12 protein-coding genes, 1 rRNA gene and 1 other annotated feature are annotated in these 13,843 nt (G+C 48.8%); of the genes, 12 read left to right on the forward strand and 1 reads right to left on the reverse strand.

What is annotated here, in order from left to right; all coding sequences use genetic code 11:
• From rrf to nagE, 9 genes are all read left to right on the forward strand, one after another.
• A 5S ribosomal RNA gene (gene rrf, locus I8U21_RS04230) occupies positions 1-97 on the forward strand; the annotation flags it as partial.
• Between the two features lie 450 nt (positions 98-547).
• Complete coding sequence (locus I8U21_RS15260) at positions 548-742, forward strand: sigma factor G inhibitor Gin (RefSeq protein ID WP_198053367.1); 195 nt, start codon at positions 548-550, stop codon at positions 740-742.
• A gap of 617 nt (positions 743-1,359) precedes the next feature.
• Entirely contained in the window at positions 1,360-2,775 is a 1,416-nt protein-coding gene (locus I8U21_RS04240; RefSeq protein ID WP_181732333.1) for an aminotransferase class I/II-fold pyridoxal phosphate-dependent enzyme, read from the forward strand.
• A 34-nt stretch (positions 2,776-2,809) separates the two neighbouring features.
• Positions 2,810-3,436 (forward strand): dTMP kinase, encoded by a 627-nt coding sequence (gene tmk / locus I8U21_RS04245; RefSeq protein WP_181732334.1) that lies wholly within the window; start codon positions 2,810-2,812, stop codon positions 3,434-3,436.
• A 260-nt stretch (positions 3,437-3,696) separates the two neighbouring features.
• Positions 3,697-4,527 (forward strand): PSP1 domain-containing protein, encoded by an 831-nt coding sequence (locus I8U21_RS04250; RefSeq protein WP_181732335.1) that lies wholly within the window; start codon positions 3,697-3,699, stop codon positions 4,525-4,527.
• A gap of 46 nt (positions 4,528-4,573) precedes the next feature.
• Positions 4,574-4,939, forward strand: coding sequence for an initiation-control protein YabA (locus I8U21_RS04255; protein WP_181732336.1), 366 nt, complete (start codon positions 4,574-4,576; stop codon positions 4,937-4,939).
• A 41-nt stretch (positions 4,940-4,980) separates the two neighbouring features.
• Positions 4,981-5,268, forward strand: coding sequence for a GIY-YIG nuclease family protein (locus I8U21_RS04260; protein ID WP_181732337.1), 288 nt, complete (start codon positions 4,981-4,983; stop codon positions 5,266-5,268).
• Positions 5,240-6,133 (forward strand): 16S rRNA (cytidine(1402)-2'-O)-methyltransferase, encoded by an 894-nt coding sequence (gene rsmI, locus I8U21_RS04265; protein ID WP_181732338.1) that lies wholly within the window; start codon positions 5,240-5,242, stop codon positions 6,131-6,133. Before I8U21_RS04260 ends, rsmI begins: the two co-directional genes overlap by 29 nt.
• A gap of 119 nt (positions 6,134-6,252) precedes the next feature.
• Positions 6,253-7,740: an N-acetylglucosamine-specific PTS transporter subunit IIBC gene (gene nagE, locus I8U21_RS04270; protein WP_255516930.1), complete on the forward strand. Its 1,488-nt coding sequence runs from the start codon at positions 6,253-6,255 to the stop codon at positions 7,738-7,740.
• Positions 7,741-7,997: 257 nt separating this feature from the next.
• On the opposite strand, the gene I8U21_RS04275 is transcribed toward nagE, so the two are convergent.
• Entirely contained in the window at positions 7,998-8,270 is a 273-nt protein-coding gene (locus I8U21_RS04275; protein ID WP_037997937.1) for an AbrB/MazE/SpoVT family DNA-binding domain-containing protein, read from the reverse strand.
• Between the two features lie 355 nt (positions 8,271-8,625).
• Here I8U21_RS04275 and I8U21_RS04280 point away from each other — a divergent pair, with 355 nt between their 5' ends.
• From I8U21_RS04280 to metG, 3 genes are all read left to right on the forward strand, one after another.
• Positions 8,626-9,579: a DNA double-strand break repair nuclease NurA gene (locus I8U21_RS04280; protein ID WP_181732339.1), complete on the forward strand. Its 954-nt coding sequence runs from the start codon at positions 8,626-8,628 to the stop codon at positions 9,577-9,579.
• A gap of 27 nt (positions 9,580-9,606) precedes the next feature.
• Entirely contained in the window at positions 9,607-11,463 is a 1,857-nt protein-coding gene (locus I8U21_RS04285) for an ATP-binding protein (protein ID WP_198053368.1), read from the forward strand.
• 89 nt (positions 11,464-11,552) lie between these two features.
• Positions 11,553-11,791, forward strand: a binding site (T-box leader).
• A 62-nt stretch (positions 11,792-11,853) separates the two neighbouring features.
• Positions 11,854-13,827 carry a methionine--tRNA ligase gene (gene metG, locus I8U21_RS04290; protein WP_198053369.1) on the forward strand — a complete coding sequence of 658 codons (1,974 nt, stop codon included), beginning with the start codon at positions 11,854-11,856 and terminating at the stop codon, positions 13,825-13,827.
• The last annotated feature ends 16 nt before the right edge of the window (positions 13,828-13,843 follow it).

Here is a 13,843-nt window from a genome sequence, read left to right on the forward strand (position 1 = left end):
GGGGATCCACCCGTTCCCATCCCGAACACGGAAGTTAAGCCCTCCAGCGCCGATGGTACTTGGGGATGACCCCTGGGAGAGTAGGTCGTTGCCAGGCAATCAAACATCCTGAACCCTCTTAAGCAAACTGCTTAAGAGGGTTTTTGCTTTATTTGGCAAGGTTTTGCTTCACTTTTTGTCTTCAGGGGATTTCCGGGTCCATTGAGGAACGCATAGGGTCCGGGATCAAAGAGAGAAATGATTTTACATTGAGGAAAGATGATTTTCTATTTCTGATGGTTTTTCATTTTTTTGATGATTTTTCATTTTTTTCTGGTTCATGAGGAAATTCGGCCGATTGTGTATTGAAATCTGCGTCAGTCTTTTTTTCAGGGTCGGATCATGATGCAAAGACACATTTTTTCGGGAAATCTTTGATAGTAATAGAAGAAAGGAAATGCGAAGCGGGGAATCCTTGCGGCGCTTGAGCCGGTTTTTTACATAACTGTTTAAATATTGGTGATTGTGGAGAAAATATTGGGAAAGAGGAAAGAGGCAGGGGATATGCATGCATGAGAAAAAGGAGTGCATTGTTTGCCGGCAAAAAAGGGAACGCGGCATCCATATATTGAATCGTTTCTTTTGCGATGATTGTGAAAAAGAAATTATTGAATCGGATTCCAATCATATTTTGTATACATATCTGGTTTGGAGAATGCGTTTTTTAATCCATCAGGATACAGAAAAGGAATTGCACGGGTGAGATTCATCCGGTCGGGGATTGGTTTGCGGTGGAAGGCATTCCTGCCTGAAGGAGGGTGAATCCCCGCATGATGTAAAAATCGTTGATTCACCGGCAAGAAAAAAGACAAAGGAGCAGGTAAAGGTCAAAGGCAAAGAATTGAAAAAACACCGGAAAAGAAGGTTGACGAAAACTTGAACGATGGCTGTCAAAAACTGAAAAGATGGTTGCCGGAACCTCATGGAGGCCGTTGGTTATTGGTATAATAAGACGAAGTGTGTTTGGTGATGAATTGAAATGAACCGGTGATTCCATAGCCATGGGTGGTCATGTACCCGGATCTTGAAGGGCGAAGCAACAATCCGATGCAAAGAAAGAACGGACCCATGAAAAAGGAACAGAACCGAAAAAACAGAAACGGTAAAGGATCAGGGCGCGTGGGCCTGAAGGAAGCACCGGTTACCCGGGTTGATGCCGTTTTTAAGCCCCAACATCGTTTTTTAACAAAACCATGTCTTTTTTACCGGACGGATCGTTCAATTGGACGGAAGATTTTGTTGCCGGGAAAAAGAAAAAGAGTGAAACGTTGAGACTTGAATGTTCAAGTCTTTTTTCTTGTAAACGGAGGGAGAAAAAATTTGGATCAGACGAGAGCGCCATTATTTGATGCATTAAAAAAACATGTGGCACGGAAGTGGACCAATTTCCATGTGCCGGGCCATAAACAGGGGCAAATGTTTGACCGGGAAGCGTTGGTATGGTTTCATCCCGTTTTATCGATGGATTTGACGGAAGTGGGGCAGCTGGATGATTTACACCAGCCGTCGGGGGTCATTCAAGAAGCCCAGCAGCTGGCGGCTGAAGCTTTTCGGGCAACAACGACTTATTTTTTGGTGGGAGGTACGACCGCCGGCAACCTGGCCGCGATTTTGGCATGTTGTTCATCCGGGGATTCGGTGATTGTGCAGCGAAGCAGCCATCAATCCGTGTTTCACGGCTGCATGTTGGCAGGAGCCAAGCCGGTTTATTTGAAGACCGGTTTCGATGAAAACGGCGTGGAAAAACCGGTTTCCCCCGGTGAAATTGAACGGATTTTAAAGGAAGATGATTCGGTGAAAGCGGTGGTCCTGACCAGTCCGTCCTACTATGGCAGGGTTCAACCAGTCCGGGAAATTGCACAGGTTTGCCACCGGTATCAGGTTCCGCTCATCGTGGATGAAGCCCATGGGGCGCATTTTGGATTTCACGAAGCACTGCCGCAGTCTGCCATGGATTTGGGAGCGGATATTGCCGTACAGTCCACCCATAAGATGTTGCCTTCCATGACCATGTCGTCCATGTTGCACTTGCAAGGAGAAAGGGTTTCCCCGGACGAAGTGAGTCACTGGCTGCGGGTGATTGAGTCAAGCAGCCCTTCTTATCCACTGATGGCCTCCTTGGATGTGACACGCCGGCTCATGGCAACAGAAGGGGAAAGACACTTGGACCGTTTGTTAACCGACTTGGAATATTTCCGGGGAAATATCCAATCCCTTCAGTCTTTGTCCGAGCAAAAAGCGGATGATCCATTGAAATGCACCTTGACGGCCAATGGCAAAATAACGGGATATCAATTGGCCGATCAGCTGATACAGGAAGGCATTCATGTGGAATTGGCCGATCCGTCGGCCGTATTGTTTGTTTTTGGTCTGGGAACCACCCGGGAGGATTTGGAGAGCCTGTGGAAAGCTTTGAAAAAAATAGATCAATTTCTTGCAGGGATTCCTGCTTCCTCTGCCAAGGGTTTCTTTGCTTTTGCAACCCAAACGCAAAAAGTCCGTTTGCCACTGGCCGAACTTCGCCGCAGGCCATTTCGGGCGGTACCCTTAAGCGAAGCTGCGGGCAAGGTTGCCATGGAGATGGTGGTTCCTTATCCACCGGGGATTCCGGTGGTGCTGCCCGGAGAAACATGGACCCGGGAAGCGCAAGAAACCATTGAAACCATTCTCCAAGGCGGCGGGCAAGTGCGGGGGGTTTCACAACATTTCAATCCCACCGTGAATGTGCTAACCTGAATACGTTGAGCCAAGCGCAGGATGGAGGAGAACAATGAAAGGAAAGTTTATTACTTTTGAAGGTCCGGAAGGAGCCGGAAAAACAACCCAAATCAAGCGGGTTCACCAATATTTGCAAAAGCGGGGGGTTCCTTGCCTGATGGTGCGCGAACCCGGCGGGACCATTATCGGGGATCGTGTGCGGGAAATCTTGCTCGATCCCGGCCGGAGTGAAATGAAATGGAAAACCGAGGTGTTGTTGTATGCTTCTTCTCGTGCCCAGCTTGTCAATGAAGTGATCCGCCCCCATTTGGATCAGGGATTTGTGGTGCTTTGTGACCGCTACATTGATTCAAGCTTGGCTTATCAAGGTTACGGGGCTGAAAAAGATGTGGAGGAAGTGAGAAAACTGAACCAATGGGCCACGGACGGGTTGATGCCGGACCGTACGTATTTGCTCGACATCCCGGTGGAAGTGGGCCGGAAACGGCTGTTGAGCCGCGGAGAGAAGAAGGATCGCATGGAGTTGAAAGAGAAAATGTTTCATGAACGGGTCCGCAAAGGGTTCCGACAAATAGCTTCGGAAGAACCGTCCCGCTTTTGCACCATCCGTGCGGAACAGTCCGGTGACAAAGTGTTTCAGGAGATCGTGGAGGATCTGAATGCACGGTTCTTCCGTTAATCTGAAATAGAATTTGCTCAACTTTTATCATCGATGATAAAATGTTATCAAAGGCTCTGAGCACTGGTTTGTGCAAAGCTTTTGGAACCAGATAACCAAACGGTTGCATAAGATTCCTAACGCGTTGAGATAGATTTTTTCCGTGCTTGTTGCAAAACAGGTGATGTTTGCCGCTTGCCTGACCGGCGGATGACTGGCCGATATGCAACCTCTGGCCATACTGGTCTTCAGGGTATTGGCTGTTCAGGAGGGATTGCTGCATGCAAAAAGTAATAGGTGTCCGCTTCCGACAAGCGGGTAAAATATATTTTTTTGATCCACTCGATTTCGAGGTGAAACGCGGAAATTACGTGATTGTGGAAACGGTTCGCGGAATCGAATACGGACAAGTGGTTTCCGGCATACGCTATGTAAAAGATGACGAGGTGGTTTTGCCGCTGAAACCGGTGATCCGGATTGCCACAGAACAAGACAAAAAGCAAGTGGAAGAGAATCAAAAGGCAGCAAAATCAGCAATGGGAGTCTGCCTGGAGAAAATACGCAATCACGGGTTGGAAATGAAACTCGTGGATGCCGAATATACATTTGACCGGAATAAAATCATTTTTTATTTTACAGCAGACGGTCGGGTGGACTTCCGGGAATTGGTGCGGGATTTGGCTGCCGTTTTTCGGACCCGCATTGAACTGCGCCAAATCGGAGTCCGGGATGAAGCGAAGATGCTCGGGGGATTGGGGCCTTGCGGCCGGGTTCTCTGTTGCTCCTCCTTTTTGGGGGACTTTGAACCGGTTTCGATCAAGATGGCCAAAGATCAAAACCTTTCATTAAATCCGGCCAAAATATCCGGGTTGTGCGGCCGGTTGATGTGTTGCCTCAAATTTGAAAATGAGGTGTATGCAGAGGCAAAACAGCTCCTGCCCGATTTGGGCGAACAGGTCGTCACCAAAGAAGGAATGGGTAAAGTGGTATCGTTAAACATGCTGGAGCGCCGGGTTCTGGTGGAACTGGCGGATACCGGCGCCATGGTTGAATTTGACATTGAGGATATTACCATCGGCGAATCTCCGCAGGCCAGCGGAATGAAATCATAAATGAAAAAATCTTAACCGTTTTTGGTGATTGAACGAGGTGGGGGGCTTGGACAAGGAAGAAATCTTCAAACGGATCGCGCGTGTCGAAGAACAAATCGGCGAATTATATATCGAATTGGGCGGTCTGAAAGAGCAGATTGTGGAATTGATCGAAGACAACACTCGGCTGGTTATGGAAAATCAACGGTTGCAGGAAAAAGAAGAAGCCAGGGTTCTGGTATCAAACCGGGATCAAACCCAGGCGGAAAACGAGGAACAAGACGAAGAAGACATTGGACAAGGAGTCCATCATCTGGTGGATTTATACGATGAAGGATTTCATATTTGCAATGTTCACTACGGTCGTATGCGCGGTGAAGGGGATTGCCTGTTTTGCATTGCCTTTCTCAATAAATCATCGAAAGAAAAATGACGCCGGGATCCCGGCGTTTTTTTATGCGGAGAGGGGAAAAAATGTCCGAACCTTATGTCGTTTATATCCTGGAATGCAGTGACGGAACGTTGTATACGGGAATCACCAATCGTTTAAAGCAAAGAATGAAATCCCATCAACAGGGGAAAGGTGCCAAATATACACGCGGGCGGTTGCCCGTCCGGTTACGTTATGTGGAAAGAGGGGGCGATAAATCTTGGGCTTTGAAACGGGAAAGAGAAATCAAAAAAATGTCCAAGCAAAAGAAGTGGGAATTAATCCAAAAAAGGGGAGTCGCGGATGGAGATTCAAAAGAGTTTCATGAATGAAGGACAAGAGGGAACGCTTTTTGTTGTCGGAACCCCGATCGGCAATTTAAATGATTTCAGTCCGAGGGCCCGCGAAATCCTGGAGCAAGTGGATATCATCGCGGCGGAAGACACACGCCACACCCGCAAGTTGCTCAGCGCGTTCGGGATCCGTGGATCCCTGGTCAGTTACCACGAGCATAACAAGCAATCCAGAGAACCGGAACTCATCCAAAAGCTGATGGATGGCAAAAGCATTGCGCTGGTCAGCGATGCGGGCATGCCCGGTATTTCCGATCCCGGCGAACCGCTCATCCAAAAGGCGGTCAGCCGGGGGATTCCCGTCGTTCCGGTTCCCGGTCCCAATGCGGCTGTCTCTGCTCTGGTGGCATCGGGGCTTCCCACACAACCGTTTGTTTTTATCGGCTTTTTGCCCAGGGGAAAAAAGGAACGGAAGAAGGAGTTGGAAAGCTGGCGCCTGATTCCGGCCACCCTGATCTTTTACGAAGCCCCCCACCGGTTGCCGGAGATGTTGAAAGATCTGTTGGAGGTTCTGGGAGACAGGAATGTGGCCATTTGCCGTGAACTGACCAAAAAACACGAAGAATGGTTGAGGGGCAAATTGAGTGACGGACTGGATTATTTCAAGGAGAAGAAAGCGCGGGGGGAATTTACGGTTGTGGTGGAAGGAGCGGACCTTTCCCGGGTGGAAGGGACGGAGCCGGAAGAAGAATGGCGTTCGTGGACCATTCATGAACATGTCGAAAAATATCTCGGGCAGGGATGGACAAAGAAAGAAGCGGTGAAGCAAGTGGCCCGGGAACGTTCCCTGCCCAAGCGGGAAGTGTACAATGCTTACCACAAAGACGAACCCGATGTGGAATAAATCCGGCTGGAATGGAGCAGACAAAAAAGAAAAAAGCAAAGTAAATTCCAGTGGCATGTCCGTTTCATGTATAATTGAAGCGATAAAGGAAGCGGTTTTTATTTTTGGAGGTGAATCGTTTGAAGAAAAAAGGAGTGCTTCTTGGTTCTTTACAGCGAATCGGGAAGTCATTCATGTTGCCGATTGCCGTTCTTCCGGCCGCCGGGATTTTGATGGGTTTCGGCGCGTTATTTACGAACCGGGAATATTTTGCGGAAGGATCGGTTCCGTATTTTATCGGCGAAGTTTTTAATGCCGGAGGCAGTGCCATTTTTGACAACCTCGCCCTGTTATTTGCCATCGGGGTGGCCCTCGGATTGACGGGGAATGCCGGCGCATCCGCGTTGGCGGCGGTTGTCGGCTATTTTCTGATGAGCAAAGTGGTTTCCCTCGGCAGTACCGAATCGATGGAGTTAAACACGGGAGTGCTGGGCGGAATCATCGCCGGGGCCATTGCCGCTTATATGTACAATCGCTATCACGATATAAAACTGCCGGACTGGCTGCAATTCTTTGGCGGCAAGCGTTTTGTCCCCATTGTCACTTCCCTTGTCATGGTTTTGGTCGGTCTCATCTTTTTGGTGGTTTGGCCGCCTGTTCAACAGGCGATCAATGCCGGCGGTAACTGGATTATCCGGCAAGGAGCCATCGGACTTTTCTTGTACGGGGTGTTTAACCGTCTGCTGATTCCTTTCGGACTGCATCATATTTTAAATACATTGGTCTGGTTTAACATTGGTGAATACACGACCGCAGCCGGCAATGTGGTCACCGGGGACATCCCCCGTTTCTTTGCTCACGATCCGTCCGCCGGAATCTTTATGACCGGTTTTTATCCCATTTTGATGTTTGCGCTGCCGGCCGCATGTTTTGCCATGCTGCATGAAGTAAAGCCAGAACGGCGCAAACTGGTTTCGGGGATTTTGATCAGTGCGGCGCTGACGGCCTTGATCACCGGAATCACCGAACCCATTGAGTTCTCGTTTATGTTTGTCGCTCCTTTTCTTTATGTCATTCATGCCATTCTTACCGGAACTTCCATGGCAGTGGTTTACCTGCTTGGCATCCGTCACGGATTTTCCTTTTCAGCCGGGGGCATTGACTTTTTCCTGAACATGCATCTGGCAACCAAACCGTGGCTGTTGGCATTGGTCGGGATCATTTATGCCGTGATTTATTATGTGGTGTTCCGCTTGTTAATCCGTTGGATGAACCTGAAAACGCCGGGGCGTGAAGATGAGGCGGAAGACGGCGGGGAGAAACAAAAACAGGCCCGGTCCGATGAAGACGAATTGGCGAAGCAAGTTTTGGCAGCCATCGGCGGGAAAGAGAACATCGACCAATTGGATGCTTGCATCACCCGGTTAAGGATGACCGTGAAAGACGAAGACAAAGTGGATGAGGAACAATTGAAAAAACTGGGGGCTTCCGGAGTGATCAAAGTGGGTTCCGGGAACTTTCAGGTCGTTTTCGGAACCAAATCCGAACGATTAAAAGACCGGATCTTGCAATGGATCCAAACCGAAGAGCAGCAAGAAACCGGGGAAAAACCGGAGGAAAATCAATAACAGGCATAAAAAAAAGCGAGGTTCAACAAGTGAGCCTCGCTTTATCATCAACGTTTAATGCAAAATGGATTGCGGCATCCAATTGGCAAACTTTTGGAACAACAAAGAAATCATTTCCGTAACCCTGTATTTTTTATATGTATGTGGTCGGATGATGATTGCTAAATTGAAACAAAGAAGTGAAATTCTATCATTCAAGCGGGAAAGCACGTGAGTCAAGAGGAATGGAAATGATTTTGTTTATAACAAATTTTTCCTTAGTCTGCATAGACTTTTTCACCATGGATCATCTGATACATCTCTTCGATGCATTTTTTGCTGACAACTTTATTTTTATAGCGAACGGTATCTTCCACTTCGCCGCTGAAAATGCAAGCGGGTTCATATTTTTTCAGAACAATCCGTTCACCGTCGACATAAATTTCCAGGGCGTCTTTTTCGCCAATTCCCAGTGTTCGACGTAATTCGATGGGTATAACAACACGGCCAAGTTCGTCTACCTTACGTACAATGCCCGTAGATTTTAACATTTTCCGAATCTCCTCTCAACGAAATCTGGTTTTGGGAAATTTTTCTCTTTGAATTGACGTCAAATTTCGACATCGACGTTAAGTTCATCATACCAACGATTCCCATAACAGTCAATATAACTAGAGGATTTTTATAGAAAATTCCTTAATAATATTAAGGATAAAATATATTTAGATAGAAAAAAGTTTAACATCTATCAATAAATATTTATTTTATTAATATCACATCGGTTTGTGATCAGTCTTGTTGTTTTTCGGGATTTCCACAAAAATAGATGATGAAAATGTACGCTTGGCGAAAACCGGTATGAACCGCCGGAAGGTTGGCGTCCAATCCGTATAAGGAGGGGTATGATTGTTACCCGTATCCGTTGAACTGAAAAGGAAATTGGAATGGTTGAATGAATCGTTGAAACAAGCTTTTCCTTTGCAATCCCTCGATCAATCCGCCATACGGAAACGTTTGGAAGAAGCAGGCGCTTTTTATTCCATTGAAAAATGGAGCGGCGAAGAGATCAAAGATTTTCTCCAAGGACGGTTTCTGGTCGGAGTCGATGGTTCGGTAAACTCCACCAAAGGTTCGCAAACCCGCACCTTGTCCGTTTTCCAGGCATTGGCCAAAGCCACCAACGGGAAAGAAAAATGGGCCGCAGATGTGTACACACCACTTTTAAAAGGGGATGAAACCAACGAGGGCAATGCGGCCAGTGAAGCCCGCAAAAGAGGAGATCTGTTGTCCCGTCTCGAAATGCAGGTCACGATGGAGGCGATGAAAGACTGGGCTCCGCGGGTCGTGATGTTGGACGGCTCTTTGCTGCACTTCTATATATCGGATGCAAAAAGCTGGGAACAAGTGGCGCAAATGGCAGAACGTCAACATTCGCTTCTGGTGGGGGTTTCCGAGGAAATTGAGACCCGGACCCTGGTTCATGCCTTTTTTCCCGAGTATCCGGCATTGACCGACCGCGATTTGTTGTATGGTGTCCTGCGGGAAGGGGAAGCGTTTGAATGGGAAGCATGGAGTCCGTCGGGAAGCCGGATGTGGAAAATGGCATTCCGGACTTCCAAAAGCCCGCAACCGATTGGACTGGACGGATTGAAGTCCCAGCGGGAAGACCGGTGGAACCTGGCAAGGCTGGTTTACAGCTTGACACCGGAGCAGGGACGGGGCATCCCTTACTGGCTGGACATTGTGGACAATCAGGTGAGGGTCACCGACCCGTTGGTGGAAACCATGGTGGAACAGTACATTGATCCGGAACTGCGTTACCGGCTGTTGCAAAGCAAAAGAAAAGAACGGATGATTTAAAATCCGATGGAACAGGAGCGATCAATCATGCAAGTGGTAGGTGTCACCACCCAACAGGAAGTTTATGTTGTCTCCCGGGAGCGGAAATTCCGCATCAACGAAATTCTGGTCATTGAAGATCCTGCTTTGAACCATCCGCAGGGAGAAGTGGTGGAAACCATGTCGTACAACCGCCTGATCCCGATGGGGCTGGATAAGTCGTTGGTGGACGCGCAAGTGATTGATACTTTGGAACAAATCGGCTATGACATCGAATCCGATGAAATCAATCTGGCGAAGCTGCGTCTGTATGAGGAAGCCCCGCATCCGGTGCGGACCGGCTGTCCCGTCCGTTTGCCTTCATTTGAAGAAGTGCGCCATCTTCTGGTCAAAACGTCCCCGGATGAAGGAATGACACTGGGGGAAATCCGGGGAACGGAATCCATGGGGGGGACAATTTCGGATGACTTAAAAGACCAGGTTGTTATGATGGAGCACGGCGAGTTGAGGCCGCAAGAAGGGGTTCCTTTCATTTTTGACATTCAATCGATGCAGCAATACCCGCATGTCGGTATCTTTGGCGGATCCGGATCGGGAAAATCATTCGGCTTGCGGGTGATGTTGGAGGAATTGATGAAACTCCGGATTCCCGCGCTGGTGTTTGATCCGCACTTTGAAATGGACTTTTCCGATCCGGCCCCCGGATTATCGGACCGTGCCCCGGATTTCCGGGATCTTTTTGTAACGGTGCAAATCGGAAAAGAAGTGGGGATTTCTTTTTCCGATTTGTCGACCCGGGATGTGGTGGAACTGTTGCGGGCGGCCGGAAGCCAGCTTTCCGATTCCATGGTGAACGTGATCCAGATGCTGCACCGGCCCCGGGACAGTTTTGAAACGTTCAGCGATCGCATCGGCAATCTGGTGCAAGCCCTTGATGAAGGGAAACAAGGTTTGGAAAGACAGTTACGAAAGAAGGAAGATTTGACACCGGTGGATGTTCAGCGGATTCAGGAATTGATGCAATTGTTGCAGCAATACGGCTCTTTGCCGCCTTCTTCCGTCAAAGGGGTGGACTGGCGTCTGAAACGTCTGGACAAAGCCGGTTTGTTCCAGCGGGACATCCGGTCCATTGAACAGGGGCTGGAACAAGGAAAGTTGGTGGTCGTCCAGGGGAACGCCTGGATCCTGCAAGTCTTTGCGACTTATGTCACCGGCACGCTGTACCGGAAACGACGTGAGTATAAAGATGCGCGCATGAACGGGGAGGAAGGGCATTTCTTCCCGCCGTTTGTCATTGTGACGGATGAAGCTCACAATTTTGCCCCCAAATCGCTCGATTCCCCGGCAAAGTCGATTTTAAAGGAAATCGCGCAGGAAGGGCGGAAATACGGCGTCTTTTTGTTCCTGGCCACGCAACGCCCGACATTGCTGGATGAGACCATTACCGCCCAGCTGAACACCAAATTCGTATTCCGGACCGTTCGGGCCACGGATATTGCCACTTTGCGGGAAGAAACGGATTTGACCCCGGAAGAAGGAAAGCGGCTTCCTTATTTGCGTTCGGGGGACACGTTTGTTTCGTCGGCCGCTTTTGGGCGGACGGTGTTTATCCGGATTCGTGCCGCCTACACCCAAAGTCCGCATCTGGCCAATCCGTTTGACGAGCTGAAACGGTTTTCCGCACAACAAGACCAAAAATTGCTGGATACGCTGACGGAATCTTTGCCGGTGTTTGAAACCGACCTGATGCAAGTGTTGGACCGGGTTAATCAGGAATGCGGACTGAACTGGGATGTGCACCGGTTGAGGCAGGAACTGGAACGCCTTTCCCGAACCGGAAAATTGACAAAACATGAAACGCCTTTTGCAGTCCGGTACGACCGTGGCGAAGGTTTGAAAGTTTAAAAACGGAGGATCCGGTTCAAACTAGGAGACAGGAACCGGAGCTTTTCAAGGACTTTTTTGTGATGTATAATTATATGACAAATTAAACACGCGATTCGATGACGGGGATGAGTAGTGGGTGAAAGCTATCGACAGAGAGCCGGGACAGGTGAAAGCCGGCATAGCGGAAGCCGATGAAATGGCCCCTGAGTATTCTCTTTGAACCGGACCGTTGTCCCCAGTAGGAGAGAACGTTTTCCCGCGTTACGGGAGCAGAGTGGGTGATCGCCTTTTCTTGTGCGATGAAGCCAAATTGGGTGGTACCGCGAGACCGGATCTCGTCCCAACGTGGACGGGATTTTTTATTTCACATAGAAACCAAGTCTGATTGGACGGAAAGGGGTTGCCAAGATGGGAGACAAAAAGAAAACTTTCTATATTACTACGCCGATTTATTATCCAAACAGCCATTTGCACATCGGGCATGCCTATACAACGGTGGCCGGGGATGCCATGGCCCGGTACAAACGGTTGCGCGGTTATGATGTCATGTACCTGACCGGAACCGATGAGCACGGGCAGAAAATCCAAAAAAGTGCGGAAGCGGCCGGAAAAGATCCCCAAACGTTTGTCGACGAGATTGTTGCCGGCATCCAAAAGTTGTGGGGTGCCTTGGATATCTCATACGATGACTTCATCCGGACCACGGAACCCCGCCATAAAAAAGTGGTGCAAAAGATCTTTCAGAAACTGTTGGATCAGGGGGATATTTATCTGGGGGAATATGAAGGATGGTATTGTGTCCCCTGTGAATCCTTTTTCACCGATCGCCAGGCGGAAGGCGGAAAATGCCCGGATTGCGGCCGGGACATCCAGAAGATCAAGGAAAAAAGTTACTTTTTCCGGATGAGCAAGTATGTCGACAAACTGCTTGCCTTTTATGACGAAAACCCGGATTTTATTCAACCGGAATCCCGGAAGAATGAAATGATTCAAAACTTCATCAAGCCCGGGTTGGAAGATCTCAGCATTTCGCGGACGACGTTTGACTGGGGAATTCCCGTTGCCAGCGATCCGGAACACGTGGTCTATGTATGGCTGGATGCGCTCACCAACTATATTACGGCCATCGGTTATCTGTCTGATGATGAAGAGCAACAAGCCCGGTTTGAAAAGTACTGGCCAGCCAATGTTCACCTGGTGGGTAAAGACATTGTCCGTTTTCACACCATTTACTGGCCGATTTTCCTGATGGCTTTGGGGCTTCCCTTGCCGAAGAAAGTGTTCGGGCACGGATTTTTCCAAGTGATGGGCGAAAAAATGTCCAAATCCAAAGGAAACGTGATTGATCCGATTCCGTTGATCAAACGGTACGGGCTGGACGCGGTGCGCTATTATTTGCTTCGTGAGGTTCCGTTTGGAGCTGACGGGGTTTTTACACCGGAAGCATTCGTGGAACGGGCCAATGCCGATTTGTCCAACGACTTGGGGAATTTATTGCATCGCACCTTGGCCATGTTGAACAAGTACTTTGACGGGATTGTGCCGGAACGGGTGGAAAATGCAACCGAATATGACCAAAAACTGGTTGAAAAAGCCCGTGAAACGGTACATAAAGTTGAAGCAGCCATGGAAGAATTGCAGTTTTCGGTTGCCCTTTCGGCCATTTGGGAGCTGGTTCGTTTCGGAAACCGCTATATTGAAGCGACCCAGCCGTGGAATCTGGCCAAAGATGAAGAAAAACGGAGCACCTTGGGTTCTGTTCTTTACCATCTTCTGGAAGAATTAAGAATGGTCAGCATCCTGATTCAGCCTTTTATGACCCAGGCCCCGGCCAAAATGTGGGAACAATTGGGGATTGAGGATGCGGATCTGACCACCTGGGACAGCTTGTACACCTTCGGGGCATTAAAGCCGGGAACGAAAACCAAAAAAGGTCAGCCGATTTTCCCACGGCTGGATGTAAAAAGCGAAGTGGAGGAGATCTTAAAAATGATCGGGAACACGCAACAAGTGCAGCAAAAAGAGGAGAAAAAAGAAGAAAAACAGAAAAAAACAGAGGGTCTGATTTCCATTGACGACTTCGCCAGAGTGGAACTTCATGTGGCGGAAGTACTCGAAGCGGAACCGGTTAAAAAAGCAGACCGGCTGTTAAAATTGCAACTTGATTTGGGATCGGAAAAAAGACAAGTGGTCTCGGGGATTGCCAAACACTATCAACCGGAAGAGTTAAAGGGAATGAAAGTGATTTGTGTCACCAACTTGAAGCCGGTGAAATTGCGCGGTGAATTGTCGGAAGGCATGATTTTGGCCGCCTCGGAAGGAGACCGCCTGGTGCTTGCGACCGTATCCGGGGACATTCCGAACGGCACGAGAATCAAATAAACCGGCATGCCTTCCG

Origin of the sequence: Thermoactinomyces sp. CICC 23799 (genome assembly GCF_016055145.1) — a bacterium.
GTDB classification, from domain to species: Bacteria; Bacillota; Bacilli; order Thermoactinomycetales; family Thermoactinomycetaceae; genus Thermoactinomyces; species Thermoactinomyces intermedius.